This is a genomic window from Reichenbachiella sp. 5M10, assembly GCF_002742335.1.
Classification (GTDB): Bacteria; Bacteroidota; Bacteroidia; order Cytophagales; family Cyclobacteriaceae; genus Reichenbachiella.
The window spans coordinates 3,498,502-3,516,183 of the sequence record NZ_MDGR01000007.1; the positions used below are offsets into that span (position 1 = coordinate 3,498,502).

The following is a 17,682-nucleotide window of genomic DNA, read 5'->3' on the forward strand; positions in this document are numbered from 1 at the left end:
ATTATACTCAGATTTCTATTCGAAATTTGAGTCGTCAAACATTCAAACAAAAGAAGACTAACAAAATGAGGATACTATACATCATCCTATTCGCCTGTATCGTATACCCAAGCATGACCTATGCAGGTGCCGTACAAGCTACTCACGACATCCACGGTCGTATTGTGGACCAAAGCACCAACGAAGAGCTCGCCTACGCTACTGTATCCATACACGACCGTACCACAGATGCACTTATCTCTGGTACGATCACTCAAGAAGGGGGCGCCTTTACGTTTCAAGTCCAACCAGGAGAATATTATGTAGAAGTACAGTTCGTTTCCTACACGACCAAGCGCATCAATGTATCTGTCACAAATGGGGCCGTCAACCTAGGGGCAATAGGACTCGAAGAAGACAGCCAACAACTCGAAGAAGTAGTCGTCACGGGACAAAAAGATCAGTTTGAATTCTCCCTCGACAAAAAGACCTTCAACGTCGGGGAAAACATCAGTAATATTGGAAAGAATGCCTCGGATATCCTCGACAACATCCCCTCTGTACAGGTCGATATCGAAGGAAACGTTTCCTTACGCGGCAATGACAATGTCAACATTCTCATCAACGGCAAACCCTCAGGCATGGCAGGGATCAGCAGCCAAGATGCACTCAAGCAACTCCAAGGAGACATGATCGAACGCATCGAGGTGATCACCAACCCCTCTGCTCGATACGATGCAGAAGGCACCGCAGGGATCATCAACATTGTCTTGAAGAAAGACGCCCAAAAAGGGTTCAACGGTACTTTTGGATTGACCCTTGGCTATCCCGATCTCGTCAACCCCAACGCCAGTATCAACTACCGCTCCGGCAAGATCAACTTCTTCGCCAGCGCAGGTCTTCGCTACAACCAATACAACGGCTATGGCAAGTCCTACTCGACCTACTTCGAACAAGACTCAACGTTTTCGACAGACACAGACCGTAAGCACAACCGAGGGGGACTCTCTCAAAACTACCGAGTAGGAGCTGACTACTACATCAATGACTACAACAAGCTTACAGTCAGCGGGATATACAACACTGGAGACGAGGAAAACGAAACACGTTTGTCCTACCAAGATATCGCTAGCGACCAAGTCGTCAATACCACACAGCGCATCGACGAAGAAACAGAAGACGAAAGCCTCACAGAGCTATCCCTCAACTACGAGAAGACCTTCGCCCAAGAAGAACGAAAACTATCACTCTACGCTCAGTACAGAGACAACAACGAGTTGGAACAATCCGGTATCGAACAAAGCTCTGTCAACGACGAAGACCTGAGCCAGCGAGTACGTAACGATGAAGGAGAAAATAACATCCTACTCCAAGCAGACTACGTGCACCCTATTACTGAGTCTAGCAAATTTGAAGTCGGTCTACGCTCCACCATCCGTCAAATCAAAAACAACTACAAAATCGAAGAACTCAACAACGGGACATGGAACACCCTGCTACGCTTCACCAACGACTTCTCCTACCACGAAAACATCTATGCAGGCTATGCCATCTATGGCAACAAAATAGGGAGTTTCTCCTACCAGGTAGGTGCACGGGTAGAGGTTACCGACATCCAAACCGTGCTCGATTCAGAAAGTCAGCATGAGACCAACAACAAGAATTACACAAACTTCTTCCCTTCGGCTCATCTGACCTATGAGTTCAGCCCAGAGCAAAACGTACAGCTTAGCTATTCTCGTCGCTTACGCAGGCCAGGGTTTAGAAACCTCAATCCCATCAGCAGTTACAGTGACAACAGAAATTTCCGTATAGGAAACCCCGATCTCGATCCAGAGCTGACCGACGCCTACGAAGTGGGTTTCTTACAAAATTGGGAGACAGCATCTTTCTACGGAGGGGTCTACTACAACCACACCACCAACGAGATCGAGCGCTTGAGTTTCGCGAGTACTATACCCGGCGAGGATGGTGTGATCTACTCCAAGCTCTACAACCTTGCAACAGAAGATGCCTATGGCTTTGAGATCAATCTATCCAAGGATTTCACAGATTGGTTTTCGATGAACGGTAACTTCAACTTCTACCGCCGCATCACATCAGGAGAAGCGGAGGGAGAATCCTTCGATGCGGATGCTCGCTCCTACAGCGCCAGAGTCAATTCAAAATTCGACCTGCCTTGGGACATTGACTTTCAAGCGAACCTCAACTACCGAGGACCGCAAAACAACACCCAAGGCAAGCGATTGGCTTTCTACACCGTAGATGCAGGCTTTACACGTGAAGTATTCGAGGGCAAGGGTACACTGACCGCTAGCGTACAGGATCTATTCAACACACGAGTCTACCGCTCCGAACAGTTCACGGACAGTTTCGAATCAGAGTCAGAGTTCCAGTGGAGGTCACGCCAATTTACTCTGAGCTTCACCTACCGACTCAACCAACGAAAGCCCAAAATGAACAATGATAACAAACGTCCTGGTGTACAAGATGGTGACAGTGACATGTAAATCAACTCTATCAGAAAGGGCATACTGAGAAAACAAAAAAGCTCTCGACCTACACGAGAGCTTTCATTTTTCACAACAAAATACAACTGACGTCAACTATCTACATCTACTCCAGTGTTGTTACTGAAAGAGTTGTTGGTATTGGTAAAAACGCCTCCTGACTGTACACGCACACCTGCATCACCACTTTTATTGAAAGAGCAATTTTCAGCACTGAATTGAGCACCGTCTCCTACTTCTAGGTTCGCTTTTCTGTTGGCTCCATCAAATCCTTCTTCGCCTCCATTGGAGATGTCTGTATAGGTAAAGGCATTGTTTGAGCTATTGGACAAGAACCGAATGCCTTTCCAGTACCCCAACTCATCTTCTTCCCCCTTGAAAACCACGTGATCCGTACTTGTACCGTTCGCTTTCATGCTGCCTCCATCTTGGATTTGGAAGCCTCCATTGGGTTGCCCCAAAAACTCAGCCCCAGCATTGATGGTGACTTGAATGTAGATATCCTCTATGTTTGGCGCCAAACGATACGGCACATTGAGAGCTTGCCATGTCCTAGCGCCAGAAGATTCTTTATTTCCCCAATACGAATCAATATAATCATCAGTATTTCCACTGTAATCAGACGCTGCATCGAAGTAATGGTAGTGATTATACCGTGTCATGACAGGGGCATCATTGTCTGTGATCACATTGTCTGCAAAATCCACCAAAGTAGACTCCAGGTCACGGGTATACACACCGTACCCTGCACTCTTGGACAACTTAGAATGAGTGATTTTCAAACGTCCCGCATCGTCAACCATGACATTGCTCAATAGATTGGCTCCATCAAAACCCTTCTCTCCACCATTGCTGAACTCTACGTATGTCAATTCATTGGCTGAATTGTTGGAATGAAACGACAAACCTAACCACACACCTCTTAAATCCTGATCCCCTCTGAATGTGATCTTGTCGGTAGAAGTCCCCACTGCAGTAAGGCTCCCGCTAGACATAATTTCCAGACCACTCCCCGACTGACCTATGATCTCTACTCCCGCCGCTACGGTGATATCAGACTCGATATACTGAATCCTACCTGGCAACATATAAGGGACATTGAGGGCTCCCCAAGTCACGTCGCTCGTGGTAGCAGACGAACTCCCTTCGGTCTGGATATAGTCATCCGTATTGCCCATGTAGTCAGAGTCCACATCAAAGTATTGATAATGGTTGAACAGCGCCACTACCGGCACCTTATTCGCAGTGATCGTATTGCTCGCAAAATCCACCAATTTAGAATTCACATTTCGAACGTACACTCCCGCACCATTACCATGACTAAATGTAGAGTGACTAACTACAATCCGACCATCGTCCTCCACCATCAAATTGGCCAATAGATTCGCGCCATCAAAACCACTGCTACCCGCATACTCTACCGTCACATAGTCAAGCGCATTGGTCGTGTTGTTAGACTGTACATTGATTCCTTTCCAAAACCCTACCACTCCTTGCTTACCTGTCATTAGGATGGGTTTGTCTTGTGTACCAATAGCAATGACCGAACCTGAAGTATTCACGTCTAGTCCAGCATCATCATCGAAGACAATTTTAACCCCTGCTTCGACTGTTAATATAGCGCTAAGATAGACATTGGATGAAGCGATGTAGTCGGCCTTGTCTGGATCATCAAATCGGTTGACCAGTGTCCAATCTTCATCTATACTTCCACCAATTTCTATCGGCAAATCTGACGCAGTACCTGTCACGGTGATGGTGACCTCATCGTCATCACTCTCACCCTGGCCATCCACGCCCGTCAACTCCAACACATACTCTCCCGCTTCTGTCGGCGTGAATGTCGTCTGAGGGTCAGATGGATCAGTCACTGAGGCAGTACTCACGCCACTAGGTACCTGAGTGAAAACCCATAAAAACACCAGATCGTCTCCATTGGCATCTGTACCACTCCCCTGGAGTGTGGCCGTCTCGCCCAAACCGATACTTTGATCGGGACCTGCATCGACAGTGACCGCTCCACCCTCATTAGGGCTTGTATCATCATCTCCGCATGATACGAGCATTGAACTTGCAAAAAAGGCACAACTTATAAGTGCCATGTTTAATTTCTGATTGATTTTCATAATGTTAATTCTATTTGGGATACTCCTGTTAATCAAATGGATTTGCTAATTTAGAGAGGACGAAAGCGCTTTGTCAATCGGGTATTCTCCTGAACTTTACCTAGGGAAATCCCTCATAATCCTCTATCCCCTGTATGAAATCAATTGTATTTATTCTATTGAGCTTGAACTTGATACACCTTGGACAAGCACAATCCTTGAGCAACATGGACAGTATCCGCTTTGTTTTGGATAGTCAAAATCAGGACGAACGCCTGCGAACCTTGGTCAGTCTCTGCACACACCCTACTGAAAACAGAGAGCAAGCCAAATTGACTCTAAGTCTGAGTGAGGAAGCCAAACAACTCGCCATGGAACTCAATAATCATAAAGATCTGTTGTGGATACAAATCGAAGAGGCCTCTGCGATCGGTCTACTCCAAGGCCGTCAACAAAGTATAGACAGTCTACAAAAGCTCCTTCCAGCAGCACGTGCACTCCCTTCTCCCAAGGTCTTGCTCCACGCATTGGCGGTCCTAGGCGACCAACAGACCCAAATAGACGACCTCATTGAAGCCAAACAAACCCTCAGTGAAGCACTCAAAATAGCTATCGCGCTACCTGACTCTATCTCCATGGGTTTTGTGTACAACAACCTCGGCAATGTAGCCAACCATCTCAGTCAAAACCAAGAAGCCATCGAGTACTATATGAATGCCTTGATCATCAAAGAGAAACAGGGTAGCACCAAACTCGCCAAGACCTACAGTAGTGTTTCACAGATATTCAGAAAAATGGGAAACTATGACGAATCACTCCGCTTCAACCGGAAAGCCATGGCCCTCCAACGTACGGACAACGACATATTCGGATTGAGTATAAGCTACCTCAACATGGGCAATACCTATCGACAAATGAAAAACTACGACAGCTCACTGTACTACAACGAAGGAGCGCTAAAACTCAGCCAGTCCATTCAGGATACCTTGGGTTTTGCATTTGCTTACTACAACATCGCATCGGTCAATTTTTCACTACAAAAATATCGAACCAGTATCAAGTACTATATGAAGGCCTATCCAACGTTTGTAAAAGCCCAAATGCGACGAAATGCCGTCAATTGTCTCATAAGCACCTCTATCAACTACCGATTGCTCGGGGATTATACTTCCGCAAAAACAGCTATCGAACAGGCACAAGAAGAATCAGAAGAGCTCACATCTTTTGCCATCAGAGAACAACTAAACGAAACCTACTACGAGTTGTACAAAGTCACAGGTGATTACCAAAGAGCACTGCGTCATCATGAGCTTTTCAAAGCCTATTCGGACAGTATCCTCAACGAAACCAAAATCAGTGAAATCAGCAGACTTCAAAAAAACTATGAAATCAATAACCGAGACAACCAAATCTCTCTCCTAGACAAAGAGAATGAAATAGCCACACTCAAATTAGCACAAGGAAACGCACTACGCAACTGGCTCCTACTATTGCTTGCCCTCATCCTACTTGTAGCAGTGATCCTTTGGAGCAGGTACAAGCTCAAGCTACGTACCGAACGTATGCTATCCATCAAAAACGAAGAATTGGAAAAACTCAACTCTGCCAAAAACAAGTTTTTCGCCATCATCGCACACGATCTAAGAAACCCACTCTCTGCATTCAAAATGCTCACAACTGGATTGGCTAACAATATAGACCACTATTCGACCGAGCAACTCAAAGAACAGTTGGAAGAACTCCGACTATCCTCCAATCAGCTATCCGAACTCCTGCAAAACCTCCTCCAATGGGCTCTCTCGCAGACAGAAAGTATGAAGATCAACCCACAGCTCGTGGATCTAAAAACCCTCCTCGAAAACAACGTCAGACTCATCCAAAGCACCGCACATCAAAAAAACATAGAAGTATCCATGTGTATCGAAGACAAAACCATCTCTCTGATAGATGAAGCGACCATAGACTTAGTTTTTCGCAACTTGCTCGTCAATGCGGTCAAATTCACGAACGAGAAAGGCCTAATATCCATATCAGCGACAGAGGATCAGGACTATGTCAAAATCAACATCCAAGACACGGGTATCGGCATGTCTGACCAAGAACAAAAGCAATTGTTTGACATCACTCAAGACGCGAGTAAGATTGGCAATTCGCCAAACAAGGGTAGCGGACTCGGTCTGATCTTATGCGACGAATTCGTCAAAAAAAACAACGGAAAACTGAATCTAAAAAGTACGCTAGGCAGAGGCAGTACGTTTACACTATATCTACCTAAACCCACTGCAGCTTAATGAAACCAATCCAAGTAGCTTTCATCGACGATCACAAAATTATGCTCCAAGGACTCTCTTCCTTACTTTGCGGAGAGTCTAGCATCCATATCATCGGCGCATTCCAATCTGCCGAAGAATACCTAAGTAGTGATCTAGCCAAACAAACCGACGTACTACTACTCGACATCAACCTGAAGCAACTCTCAGGCATCGCACTAGCCGAACAACTCAGTGGTCATTTTCCTAATATGGGGATCATCATGCTCACCGCTCTCAAAGAGATGGAGACCATAGTACAGTCTATCAAAGCAGGTGCGCGTGGTTTCTTGACCAAAGAAGTAGAAAAAAAGGAGATCATAGAAGCTATATGCAGAGTATCACGAGGCGAATACTACTTTGACCAAATAGTCTCCAATACGGTCTTCGAAAGTTTCGCCACGGGTATCATGACAGGCAAAGATCAGCACAGTATCCTCACCAAACGAGAAGAAGAAGTATTGATGGAAATCGCCAAAGGTCGACAACACAAACAAATCGCTGATACCCTCTGTGTAAGTCCCAAAACCATCGAATCACACAAAGCCAACCTCCAAAAGAAACTTAACCTTCACTCCACCGCCGAGCTCGTCAAGTATGCAATCAAGCAAGGATTGGTCGAAATATAAGAGGCCTGGTATCTAGACAAATAAAGCTATAGGTGCAATCGAATATTGATCCTATTGAATACCTTCATCAAAAACACCATCAGTACGGAAAACACTGCACACCACAATATACCAGGCACTCCTCTAGTGAAGTAATCAGGAGTCAATCGCAAACCTATCGACAAGTTGAAATATATAATAATACCTGGCAGGATGTAAATCAATAGAGGATTGGCCGCAGCAGGCATAAAAAAACTACTCCAAGCCACTCTCTTCTTGCACTCCATCAACTCATACAGGAAATAATACATCACCGTGCATAGAGCTGATGAATACAGACACCAAGATGGAGTGGCTCTAATTTTGGAAACCCCAAAATAGGGCCTCAGTAAATAGCCCATCACCAACAAGAGTATAGTAAAACCAATCACAGACCAATGGACACGAACATCCTTACCTTTCTCAAAAAACAGCAAAGACACAATCACTCCCGCGCTGACAATCGAAGCATGCGTCAGATGGATAGCAGAAAACTCAAACCAAAATTGATCTTGTATCGATATGCTAGTGGCAGATGCAGTACAACTAACACCTATACACAACAAGAAAAAAATCGTCAACAACTTTACGTCTCCATTTACCAACCAATATACAATTACAGAAAATAAATAGGCCCAACCAATCAAGCCCAAAATCCCCCACCATTTGGCAATAAGTCCTACTTGACCATCATCACGTACATACAAAAAGTACAATATCAACAACCCAATCATTCCTCCATACTGCAGAGTATTCTTCCACACAATTGGAAAGTTTCTTTTGTATTTGTTCCATATGGGGATGGGTAGACTATAAGCAAAGAAAGCCCATAGCGAGGCAGAAATCACCATCCGAGATTCATCATAGCCATACTCAGCATTGACCATATACACGCCCATTACGATCAGTGCAAGAGCCCTCTGACATGTATGCTTCCAAATTCCCCAAACACTATCTCCTTTGATCAACCTTGCATTGAATGCAAAAGGCACCGACATCCCCACGATAAACAAAAATCCAGGAAAAACCAGATCGACAAAAGTCATTCCATCTGCATCCGCAGGCATATGTTTCATCCAAAGCGGCACATCTGACACCCCGGCAAGTTCATTGACAAATATCATCACCAAAATAGTAATCCCTCTCATCGCGTCAATCGATAGGACACGTCCTTGGTACAAATCCTTCTTTATCCTCATAGTAAAGTAGCTCCTAATGAAAAAAATAGAGACAAGGAAATTACAAGGAATCCAAATCATCACAAAATATAACACTCAATTTTAGCTCTTTGGCCAAGCCACATCGCTGTACTGCAAAACAAGTGTTCCATAAGACAGTACAGCATCAAACAAAAAAAGCCCCCGACATTTGTCAGGGGCTTTGTATCGTATTGTTCTCGTTGATTATGCCTTAGGGAATCTAGCGATCTCTCCTAGTTCCTCTTCGATTCTCAACAATTGATTGTATTTAGCCATTCTATCAGATCTAGAAAGTGATCCTGTCTTGATTTGACCTGCGTTAGTCGCTACAGCGATATCAGCAATCGTAGCATCTTCGGTTTCCCCTGATCTATGAGAGATCACTGCGGTGAAACCTGCTTTATGAGCCATTTCGATAGCATCCAAAGTCTCAGACAAGGTACCAATTTGGTTTACTTTGATCAAGATAGAATTCGCTGATTTCTCTTCGATCCCTCTTTGCAAGAACTTCACATTGGTCACGAATAGATCATCACCTACCAGCTGACATTTGTCACCGATTTTAGCAGTCAAGGCAGCCCAAGCAGCCCAATCCTCTTCGGCACAACCATCTTCTATAGAATCGATCGGGTATTTCTCCACCAATGAAGCCAAGTAATCCACCTGCTCATTCATGTCTCTTACTTTACCATTAGGCCCTTCAAATTTCGCATAATCGTATTTTCCGTCGACAAAGAACTCCGAAGAAGCACAATCCAAACCAATAGTAATATCCTTGCCAGGCTCATACCCTGCAGCTTTGATTGCATCCAATACACTTTCCAATGCTTCTTCGGTACCACCAGTGAACGCTGGAGCGAACCCACCTTCGTCCCCTACTGCAGTACTCAATCCTTTGGCTTTCAATATTTTTGCCAAGGCATGAAATGTCTCGGCCCCCATTTGCATTGCCTGAGAGAATGTCTCAGCACCTACAGGTCTGATCATAAATTCTTGAAAAGCGATCGTAGCATCCGAGTGAGATCCACCATTGATGATATTCATCATCGGTACAGGCAATGTATGCGCATTTGTACCACCGATATATCTAAACAACGGCAAGCCAAGCTCTTCAGCCGCTGCTTTTGCTACCGCCAAAGAAATTCCCAAAATCGCATTAGCCCCTAATTTCGATTTGGTATCTGTACCGTCAAGATCAATCATCAATTGATCAATGTATCTCTGATCAAACACAGACAATCCGATCAATTCAGGCTGAAGTACGTCATTTACGTTTTCAACCGCTTTCAACACACCTTTTCCTAGGTATGTACTCTTGTCACCATCTCTCAACTCGACAGCTTCGTTTACTCCAGTCGAAGCGCCAGATGGAACCGCAGCTCTACCTAACACACCACTTTCAGTTACTACATCTACTTCGATGGTTGGATTCCCTCTAGAATCCAGTATTTGTCTTGCAAATACACTTTCGATCAAACTCATGATTTTCTATGTTTTTTAATTAGTTGAATGAAATCGTCAAATAAATACCGTGAATCATGTGGTCCAGGAGATGCCTCTGGGTGATGTTGCACCGAGAAAACAGGTTTCCCTTTCACTCTAATTCCTGCTACGGTATGATCATTGAGATTAATGTGTGTTAATTCTAATGTATCGGAGGCTTCTACTTCCTCTCTATTGACTGCAAATCCATGATTCTGAGAAGTCACCTCACTCAAACCAGAGATAATGTTCTTCACAGGGTGGTTGAGACCTCTGTGTCCATGGTGCATTTTGAAAGTACTTACCCCATTCGCCAAAGCAATGATTTGATGCCCCAAACAAATGCCAAACATAGGCTTGTCCTGTTGCAGAATTTGCTTCACGGTCTCGACGGCATATGGCATAGCTGCTGGATCACCAGGTCCATTTGAAATAAAGTATCCATCTGGATTGTAACTCTTCATCTCTTCGAAAGTGCTTTTCGCAGGAAAAACCTTGAGCTCACACCCTCGATCTACCATATTGGACAATATAGATTTCTTCACTCCAATATCCAGTACTGCTACTTTAAACTCAGCCCCTTCATTCATCAAGTACGGCTCAGCAGTAGTCACACGACTAGACAACTCTAAGTGATCCATACTCGGCACTTTAGCCAATTCAGACTTGAGTTGCTCGATTTCCTGATACTCAGATGAGATAATAGCGTTCATTGCACCTTTGCTACGAATATGCTTGACAATCTTTCTTGTATCCAGATTGGCAATTCCTACAATCCCATGATTGCTCAGATATTCATCCAGCGTACTTTCTCCATCATGTCTACTATGTATCTCCGAATACTCACTGACCACCAATCCATTGATTTTGGGTCTATCAGACTCTTGCTCCACATCCACTGCACCATAGTTTCCTATATGTGCATTCGTGTTCACTATAATCTGTCCAAAATACGATGGATCTGTATATACCTCTTGATAACCGGTCATCCCAGTATTGAAGCAAATCTCACCACCACTAGTACCTTTACTTCCGATAGAGGTGCCTTCGAAGCAACTTCCATCTGCCAAAAGTAGAAACGCCTTTTCTCTTTGTTTTAATTTCATATGTGTCAATCCACAAGGTGAATAAATTACCGCAAATCTTACTATTTTTTTGACATAAAAAAAGCCATCTCGAAACTTATCGAGATGGCTTTAATATGATTATATCCTTTTCAATTAATCTTTGTCTTCTTTCTTAGAATCATCAGCAGATTCACTATTTTCAGTAGTATCTTCTGTCTTAGCCTCTGGAGTCTCAGTGACTTCTTTTGCCTCCACAGCTTCTTCTACTACTTCTGCTTCTACTGCAGTAGATGCCTCAGCAGCTTTGCTACCTCCTCTTCTACTTCTTCTTGTCTTCGCTTTAGCAGGAGCTGTTTCTTGCAACAACAGTTCGTTGTAGTCGACCAACTCCATGATACACATATCAGCGTTGTCCCCTAGTCTAGTACCTGTTTTAAAGATTCTAGTGTAACCACCTGGTCTTGTTGCTACTTTGTCAGCAACTTCACCAAACAATTCCTTTACAGACTCCTTATTTTGCAAGTAAGAGAAAACAACTCTTCTTGAATGAGTAGTATCATCCTTTGCTCTAGTGATGATAGGCTCAACATATTTTCTTAAAGCTTTTGCTTTTGCAACAGTAGTTGTAATTCTCTTGTGCAAAATCAAAGAAGAAGCCATGTTAGATAACATCGCGCCTCTGTGCGATGCTGTTCTACCTAAATGATTAAATTTCTTCCCGTGTCTCATTTTTACTCCTCGTCTAATTTATATTTTGACAAATCCATGCCAAAAGTTAAGTTCTTGTCAGCAACTAGTTGCTCTAGTTCAGCTAATGATTTCTTACCAAAGTTTCTGAACTTCATCATGTCAGAAATCTCCAGTCTTACCAAATCTCCCAATGATCTCACATCAGCAGCTTTCAAACAGTTGTACGCTCTGACAGATAGATCCAAATCATTCAGTCCAGTTTTCAACAACTTTCTCATGTGTAGCATTTCCTCATCCACAGCCTCAGGCTCGCCCGCATCATGTGTATCCAAGATCATAGTCTGATCTGAGAACAACATAAAGTGCTGAATCAGAATATTTGCTGCTCCTTTCAAAGCATTCTCTGGATGAATAGAACCATCAGTCTCAATATCTAAGATCAATTGTTCATAATCAGTCTTTTGCTCCACTCTCGTGTTTTCCACAGAGAATTTCACATTCTTGATTGGTGTAAATACCGCATCAATTGGAATAAAACCGAAGACTTGCTCTCCTGGCTTGTTCTCCTCTGCTGCAACGTACCCTCTACCCTTCTCTATCGACAATTCGATCTCGAAGTTTACACTTTCGTCCATATTCAAGATCACATGATCAGGATTCAAGACCTCAAATGCATCTGTAGAACCAGTTATATCACCTGCCTTGAATTCCTTCTTACCAGATAAACTTACTACAATCTTACTATCTGCTACGTCTCCAATCTTCTTGAATCGAACCATTTTTAGATTCAAAATGATCTCAGAAACATCCTCTACTACACCTTCAATTGTAGAAAATTCATGCAATACTCCAGGGATTTTAATTCCTGTAATAGCGTAACCTTCTAAGGAAGACAATAAGATTCTTCTCAATGCATTACCGACAGTTACTCCATAGCCTTGCTCAAGAGGTTTGAAGGTAAATAAGCCATGAAAATCATCAGCTTTCTCCATCACCACTTTTTCAGGCATTTGAAATGCTAGTATTGACATAATTATTTCTTGCTTAAATATTAATGAATAGATTATTTAGAGTACAATTCGACGATCAACTGCTCCTTGATGTTTTCAGGGATTTCCTCTCTTGTAGGAAGTACAGTTAGTTTGCCTGCTAGATCTGTAGCATTCCACTCCAACCATGGATATTTAGAAACGCTACCTCTTGACAAGCTGTATGTGATTGCCTCCAAAGATTTAGACTTCTCTCTCACAGCTACTACATCACCTAGTTTCACAGCATATGATGGAATATTTACCACTTCGCCATTTACCGTGATATGCTTATGTAGAGCAAGTTGTCTAGCCGCATTTCTCGTAGGAGCAATACCTAATCTAAACACCACATTGTCCAATCTTGATTCCAACATCTGCAATAAGATTTCACCAGTAATACCACTTTTTCTAGAAGCGCTTTCAAACAAATTAGAGAATTGTTTCTCTAACAAGCCATAGGTGTATTTAGCCTTTTGCTTTTCAGCAAGCTGAATTGCATACTCAGACTGCTTCTTTCTTCTACCTCTACCATGTTGTCCTGGAGGATAGTTCTTTTTAGCTAAAGTTTTATCTGGGCCATAGATCGGGTCGTTGAACTTCCTCGCAATCTTTGTTTTTGGTCCTCTATATCTTGCCATTTTCTATTTCTTCTAAAAATGATATTAAACTCTTCTTCTTTTAGGAGGTCTACATCCGTTGTGTGGCAATGGAGTCACATCCTTGATCATAGTCACTTCAATACCTGCATTTTGGATTGTACGGATAGCAGATTCTCTACCTGCTCCAGGTCCTTTCACAAATACCTCAACTTTTCTAAGACCCAATTCATAGGCAGCCTGTGCACAATCCTGAGCAGCTACTTGAGCGGCATAAGGAGTATTCTTTTTAGAGCCTTTGAAGCCCATTTTTCCAGCAGAAGCCCAAGATATCACTTGACCTGTTTGGTTAGTCAATGATATGATAATATTGTTGAATGAAGCTTTGATGTGTGCTTGACCTATCGGCTCTACAACAACAACTCTTTTTCTACCTTTATCTTTTCTTTTTTGTGCCATTGTCAATTATTATTTAGTAGCCTTCTTCTTATTGGCAACAGTTTTTCTTTTACCTTTTCTAGTTCTAGCATTGTTCTTAGTATGCTGTCCTCTAACAGGGAGACCTCGTCTGTGTCTCAATCCTCTATAGCATCCTATATCAAGCAATCTCTTGATGTTAAGCTGAACTTCTGACTTTAGAACACCTTCTACCTTGAAGTTTTCACTGATGATAGTTCTAATCTTCCCAGCTTCTTCCTCAGTCCACTGGTCAACCTTTTTACTCAATTCTACACCAGCTTCAGTCAAAATCTTCTGAGCTGAACTACGTCCCAGTCCGAAAATATAAGTAAGTGCTACCTCACCTCTTTTGTTGTCTGGAATATCTACTCCTGCAATCCTAGCCATAATTATCCTTGTCTTTGCTTGAACCTAGGGTTCTTTTTGTTAATAACGTATACTTTTCCGTTTCTACGAATGACTTTACAGTCAGCGCTTCTTTTCTTCACGGATGCTCTAACTTTCATATTTTTCTATTTATAGCGATAAACTATTCTACCTTTACTCAAATCATATGGAGACATCTCCATTTTGACTTTATCTCCTGGCAAGATCTTGATGTAATGCATCCTCATCTTTCCAGAAATGTGAGCAATTACTTCATGCCCATTTTCTAATTCCACTCTAAACATTGCGTTTGACAATGCTTCTTTAATTGTACCGTCTTGCTCGATTGATGCCTGCTTAGCCATATCAGTTAATTTATTAAGCTACTGCTATGTTTTCAGATCTACCTTTCAACTTACCTGACTTCATCATTCCCTCATAATGTCTCATAAGTAGGTAACTCTCGATCTGTTGTAGTGTATCCAAAATAACTCCTACCATAATCAACAGCGACGTACCCCCAAAGAACTGAGCAAAGTTCTGACTCACTCCGCCCATTTGAGCAAAAGCTGGCATCACAGCTACAATTGCCAGAAACAAAGATCCAGGCAAAGTAACCCTAGTCAAAACTGTATCAATGAATTCTGAAGTTGCAGATCCAGGCTTCACACCTGGTATAAATCCACCATTTCTTTTCATGTCATCAGCAATCTGATTCGGATTGACCGATATTGCTGTGTAAAAGAACGTGAACAAAACAATCATTATTCCAAACGTCAAGTTGTATTGCCAAGACTGGAAATTAGAGAAAGTAGCTCCTATATACTGAGCCACATCACTAGAGTCTGCAAAATAACTTGCAATCATAGCTGGCAAAAACATCAAAGACTGAGCAAATATAATTGGCATTACACCTGCAGAGTTGACCTTCAACGGGATGTACTGACGCTGACCACCATACACCTTATTGCCCACTACTTGCTTTGCATATTGCACCGGAATTCTTCTTACTGCCTGAGTCAACAGGACAACCGCCATCACTACAAAGAACAAAGCAATCAATTCTAACAAGAAAAACAACGCCTCACTCATGCCGCGAGTAATCGCCTCTTGCAATAAACTACCAGGAAAACGTGATATGATACCAATCATAATCAACATTGAAATACCATTCCCGATACCTTTATCAGTGATACGCTCTCCCAACCACATACAAAATATGGTACCTGAGGTTAAAATAACCAAAGACGAGAAAGTAAACATCACCTTATTTTCAAGTACGATAGCTTCTGCAGGAATAGCCCCCGCTAAGTAGGCACTCCCTTGTGCAAAAGTGATCACAATAGTAAGCACCCTTGTGATTTGATTAATTTTCTTTCTACCGCTATCTCCTTCCTTTTGCAATTTCTGGAAATAAGGAACAGCCATTGTCAACAACTGAATCACAATAGATGCAGAAATATAAGGCATGATACCTAGACCAAAAATAGAGGCATTGTTGAATGCCCCTCCTAAGAATGTATCTAGCAAACCAAATATCCCTTCAGCCTTGTCAGCCAATTTTGATGGATCAATACCAGGCAACACCACATAAGTACCCAATCGAAAAATGATCAAGAAACCTACGGTGTTGAATATCCTCGTACGAAGATCCTCAATAGAAAAAATATTCTTTATCGTACTAAAAAACTTTTTCATATATTATACCGTCGTTGCTTTTCCACCTGCCTTCTCGATCAACTCGATAGCAGACTTAGAAAAAGAATGAGCAGAAACTTCAACCTTGGCTTTCAATTCCCCTCTACCTAAAACTTTTACAATATCATTCTTACCTGCAAGACCATTTTCAATCAAAACATCGATAGTGATCGCAGACAAACTCTTCTTATCAGCCAACTCTTGTAGAGTATCCAAATTAATAGGCTTAGTTTCTACTCTATTAGGAGATTTAAAACCAAACTTTGGAACTCTTCTATACAACGGCATTTGACCGCCCTCGAAACCTAATTTTCTAGAATATCCAGATCTAGACTTAGCTCCTTTATGACCTCTAGTAGAAGTACCCCCTCTTCCAGATCCTTGACCTCTACCGATTCTTTTGTCGGATTTAGTCGATCCTTCTGCCGGTGTTAAAGTATTTAATTTCATCTCTTTACGATTTCAGAAATAGGTTCTAAAATTATTTATTCTCAACTGACACCAAGTGTGCCACCTTCTTGATCATCCCCTCGATCTGAGGAGTCAAATCTTTTTCAACGGATCTATTAATCTTCCCTAATCCCAAAGCTTTGATTGTAAGCTTTTGATCATTTGGTCGCTTAATGATACTTCTAACTTGTGTTATTACTACTTTAGACATCTCTTTATCCGTTAAAAACCTTAGACAATTCAACACCTCTTTGTTGCGCAACCGCATAAGGGTCTCTCATTTTGTTTAGCGCATCGAAGGTAGCCTTCACCACGTTATGCGGGTTAGATGAACCTTTGGACTTAGCCAATACATCATGTACTCCAGCACTCTCCAACACAGCTCTCATTGCACCACCAGCAATTACACCAGTACCTTGAGCTGCTGGCTTCAAAAGAACCAAGCCGCCCCCGAACTTACCGATAGCATCATGAGGAACAGTCCCTTTAAATACAGGTACTCTAACCAAATTCTTTTTCGCATCATCGATTCCTTTAGTAATTGAATCAGTCACCTCGTTGGCTTTACCCAAACCGTAACCTACAACTCCATTACCATCACCTACTACAACGATCGCTGAGAAGCTAAATCTTCTACCACCTTTGACTACTTTCGCAACTCTTTTGATGGCAACTACTTTCTCCTGTAGTTCGATCTCGCTTGCTTTTATTGCTCTTATGTTATTCTTAGACATAATCAATTAAAATTTAAGGCCTCCTTCTCTAGCACCTTCAGCCAAAGCTTTGATTTTACCATGGTAAGGATAACCTCCTCTATCAAAAACTACAGCACTGATACCAGTTCCTGCTGCCTTTTCTGCCAATTTCTTACCTACTTCTTTAGAAGAGATAATGTTCACTGTACTAGAACCCAATTCAGCAGACGAACTTGCTACTAGAGTACTTCCATTCGCATCATCAATCAACTGAGCGTAAATCGCCTTGTTGCTCTTAAACACTGATAATCTTGGGCGTTCAGCAGTCCCGCTCACTTTGTTACGGATGCCTCTTCTTATTCTAAGTCTTCTTTGCTCTTTAGTAATTGCCATGTCTAT

General features: G+C 42.5%; 19 protein-coding genes. 3 read left to right on the forward strand and 16 right to left on the reverse strand.

The features are described 5' to 3' along the window. The first annotated feature begins 65 nt into the window (after positions 1-65). Complete coding sequence (locus tag BFP72_RS13925; RefSeq protein ID WP_158233417.1) at positions 66-2,489, forward strand: TonB-dependent receptor domain-containing protein; 2,424 nt, start codon at positions 66-68, stop codon at positions 2,487-2,489. 92 nt (positions 2,490-2,581) lie between these two features. Here BFP72_RS13925 and BFP72_RS13930 read toward each other — a convergent pair whose 3' ends face one another. After that, entirely contained in the window at positions 2,582-4,591 is a 2,010-nt protein-coding gene (locus tag BFP72_RS13930) for a PKD domain-containing protein (RefSeq protein ID WP_143520082.1), read from the reverse strand. A 158-nt stretch (positions 4,592-4,749) separates the two neighbouring features. Here BFP72_RS13930 and BFP72_RS13935 point away from each other — a divergent pair, with 158 nt between their 5' ends. Together BFP72_RS13935 and BFP72_RS13940 are read left to right on the forward strand one after the other, a co-directional pair. Continuing rightward, positions 4,750-6,885, forward strand: a complete 2,136-nt coding sequence (locus BFP72_RS13935; protein WP_099599717.1) for a tetratricopeptide repeat-containing sensor histidine kinase — start codon at positions 4,750-4,752, stop codon at positions 6,883-6,885. Next, positions 6,885-7,532 (forward strand): response regulator transcription factor, encoded by a 648-nt coding sequence (locus BFP72_RS13940; RefSeq protein WP_099599718.1) that lies wholly within the window; start codon positions 6,885-6,887, stop codon positions 7,530-7,532. Before BFP72_RS13935 ends, BFP72_RS13940 begins: the two co-directional genes overlap by 1 nt. A gap of 26 nt (positions 7,533-7,558) precedes the next feature. On the opposite strand, the gene BFP72_RS13945 is transcribed toward BFP72_RS13940, so the two are convergent. The 15 genes from BFP72_RS13945 to rplR all read right to left on the reverse strand — a co-directional run bounded on the left by BFP72_RS13945 (position 7,559) and on the right by rplR (position 17,676). Next, on the reverse strand, positions 7,559-8,749 hold the full coding sequence (locus tag BFP72_RS13945) for a DUF5009 domain-containing protein (RefSeq protein WP_099599719.1): 1,191 nt from the start codon (positions 8,747-8,749) through the stop codon (positions 7,559-7,561). A gap of 204 nt (positions 8,750-8,953) precedes the next feature. Then, positions 8,954-10,231 carry a phosphopyruvate hydratase gene (gene eno / locus BFP72_RS13950; RefSeq protein WP_099599720.1) on the reverse strand — a complete coding sequence of 426 codons (1,278 nt, stop codon included), beginning with the start codon at positions 10,229-10,231 and terminating at the stop codon, positions 8,954-8,956. Further along, on the reverse strand, positions 10,228-11,337 hold the full coding sequence (gene carA, locus BFP72_RS13955) for a glutamine-hydrolyzing carbamoyl-phosphate synthase small subunit (RefSeq protein ID WP_099599721.1): 1,110 nt from the start codon (positions 11,335-11,337) through the stop codon (positions 10,228-10,230). The genes eno and carA overlap by 4 nt, the downstream gene beginning before the upstream one ends. 114 nt (positions 11,338-11,451) lie before the next feature. Then, positions 11,452-12,027 carry a 50S ribosomal protein L17 gene (gene rplQ / locus BFP72_RS13960; protein ID WP_099599722.1) on the reverse strand — a complete coding sequence of 192 codons (576 nt, stop codon included), beginning with the start codon at positions 12,025-12,027 and terminating at the stop codon, positions 11,452-11,454. Between the two features lie 2 nt (positions 12,028-12,029). Further along, entirely contained in the window at positions 12,030-13,019 is a 990-nt protein-coding gene (locus BFP72_RS13965) for a DNA-directed RNA polymerase subunit alpha (protein ID WP_099599723.1), read from the reverse strand. Between the two features lie 32 nt (positions 13,020-13,051). After that, positions 13,052-13,657, reverse strand: coding sequence for a 30S ribosomal protein S4 (gene rpsD / locus BFP72_RS13970; RefSeq protein WP_099599724.1), 606 nt, complete (start codon positions 13,655-13,657; stop codon positions 13,052-13,054). A gap of 24 nt (positions 13,658-13,681) precedes the next feature. Further along, a complete protein-coding gene (gene rpsK / locus BFP72_RS13975; protein WP_099599725.1) occupies positions 13,682-14,074 on the reverse strand; it encodes a 30S ribosomal protein S11 in 393 nt (130 codons plus the stop codon). 9 nt (positions 14,075-14,083) lie between these two features. Then, on the reverse strand, positions 14,084-14,461 hold the full coding sequence (rpsM, locus tag BFP72_RS13980; RefSeq protein WP_099599726.1) for a 30S ribosomal protein S13: 378 nt from the start codon (positions 14,459-14,461) through the stop codon (positions 14,084-14,086). Positions 14,462-14,463: 2 nt separating this feature from the next. Then, entirely contained in the window at positions 14,464-14,580 is a 117-nt protein-coding gene (ykgO, locus tag BFP72_RS13985; RefSeq protein ID WP_099599727.1) for a type B 50S ribosomal protein L36, read from the reverse strand. A gap of 6 nt (positions 14,581-14,586) precedes the next feature. Next, the gene (gene infA / locus BFP72_RS13990; protein WP_073122829.1) at positions 14,587-14,805 is read right to left on the reverse strand and encodes a translation initiation factor IF-1; all 219 of its coding nucleotides are present in this window, start codon (positions 14,803-14,805) and stop codon (positions 14,587-14,589) included. 13 nt (positions 14,806-14,818) lie between these two features. Continuing rightward, positions 14,819-16,138: a preprotein translocase subunit SecY gene (secY, locus tag BFP72_RS13995; protein ID WP_099599728.1), complete on the reverse strand. Its 1,320-nt coding sequence runs from the start codon at positions 16,136-16,138 to the stop codon at positions 14,819-14,821. Positions 16,139-16,141: 3 nt separating this feature from the next. Beyond that, positions 16,142-16,588 (reverse strand): 50S ribosomal protein L15, encoded by a 447-nt coding sequence (rplO, locus tag BFP72_RS14000; RefSeq protein WP_099599729.1) that lies wholly within the window; start codon positions 16,586-16,588, stop codon positions 16,142-16,144. 31 nt (positions 16,589-16,619) lie between these two features. After that, on the reverse strand, positions 16,620-16,799 hold the full coding sequence (rpmD, locus tag BFP72_RS14005) for a 50S ribosomal protein L30 (RefSeq protein ID WP_221406524.1): 180 nt from the start codon (positions 16,797-16,799) through the stop codon (positions 16,620-16,622). Between the two features lie 4 nt (positions 16,800-16,803). Further along, entirely contained in the window at positions 16,804-17,322 is a 519-nt protein-coding gene (rpsE, locus tag BFP72_RS14010) for a 30S ribosomal protein S5 (RefSeq protein WP_099600798.1), read from the reverse strand. Positions 17,323-17,328: 6 nt separating this feature from the next. Then, a complete protein-coding gene (gene rplR / locus BFP72_RS14015; RefSeq protein WP_099599731.1) occupies positions 17,329-17,676 on the reverse strand; it encodes a 50S ribosomal protein L18 in 348 nt (115 codons plus the stop codon). Between the last annotated feature and the right edge of the window lie 6 nt (positions 17,677-17,682).

Excerpts from the sequence above, each read along its gene's own strand:
- BFP72_RS13965 (WP_099599723.1), bottom strand. The coding sequence starts at position 13,019 with ATGTCAATACTAGCATTTCAAATGCCTGAAAAAGTGGTGATGGAGAAA.
- rpsE (WP_099600798.1), bottom strand. The coding sequence starts at position 17,322 with ATGTCTAAGAATAACATAAGAGCAATAAAAGCAAGCGAGATCGAACTA.
- rpsK (WP_099599725.1), bottom strand. The coding sequence starts at position 14,074 with ATGGCACAAAAAAGAAAAGATAAAGGTAGAAAAAGAGTTGTTGTTGTA.
- carA (WP_099599721.1), bottom strand. The coding sequence starts at position 11,337 with ATGAAATTAAAACAAAGAGAAAAGGCGTTTCTACTTTTGGCAGATGGA.
- ykgO (WP_099599727.1), bottom strand. The coding sequence starts at position 14,580 with ATGAAAGTTAGAGCATCCGTGAAGAAAAGAAGCGCTGACTGTAAAGTC.
- secY (WP_099599728.1), bottom strand. The coding sequence starts at position 16,138 with ATGAAAAAGTTTTTTAGTACGATAAAGAATATTTTTTCTATTGAGGAT.
- BFP72_RS13935 (WP_099599717.1), top strand. The coding sequence starts at position 4,750 with ATGAAATCAATTGTATTTATTCTATTGAGCTTGAACTTGATACACCTT.
- BFP72_RS13930 (WP_143520082.1), bottom strand. The coding sequence starts at position 4,591 with ATGGCACTTATAAGTTGTGCCTTTTTTGCAAGTTCAATGCTCGTATCA.
- rplO (WP_099599729.1), bottom strand. The coding sequence starts at position 16,588 with ATGAAATTAAATACTTTAACACCGGCAGAAGGATCGACTAAATCCGAC.
- infA (WP_073122829.1), bottom strand. The coding sequence starts at position 14,805 with ATGGCTAAGCAGGCATCAATCGAGCAAGACGGTACAATTAAAGAAGCA.
- rplR (WP_099599731.1), bottom strand. The coding sequence starts at position 17,676 with ATGGCAATTACTAAAGAGCAAAGAAGACTTAGAATAAGAAGAGGCATC.
- eno (WP_099599720.1), bottom strand. The coding sequence starts at position 10,231 with ATGAGTTTGATCGAAAGTGTATTTGCAAGACAAATACTGGATTCTAGA.
- BFP72_RS13945 (WP_099599719.1), bottom strand. The coding sequence starts at position 8,749 with ATGAGGATAAAGAAGGATTTGTACCAAGGACGTGTCCTATCGATTGAC.
- BFP72_RS13925 (WP_158233417.1), top strand. The coding sequence starts at position 66 with ATGAGGATACTATACATCATCCTATTCGCCTGTATCGTATACCCAAGC.
- rpsD (WP_099599724.1), bottom strand. The coding sequence starts at position 13,657 with ATGGCAAGATATAGAGGACCAAAAACAAAGATTGCGAGGAAGTTCAAC.
- rpmD (WP_221406524.1), bottom strand. The coding sequence starts at position 16,799 with ATGTCTAAAGTAGTAATAACACAAGTTAGAAGTATCATTAAGCGACCA.
- rpsM (WP_099599726.1), bottom strand. The coding sequence starts at position 14,461 with ATGGCTAGGATTGCAGGAGTAGATATTCCAGACAACAAAAGAGGTGAG.
- BFP72_RS13940 (WP_099599718.1), top strand. The coding sequence starts at position 6,885 with ATGAAACCAATCCAAGTAGCTTTCATCGACGATCACAAAATTATGCTC.
- rplQ (WP_099599722.1), bottom strand. The coding sequence starts at position 12,027 with ATGAGACACGGGAAGAAATTTAATCATTTAGGTAGAACAGCATCGCAC.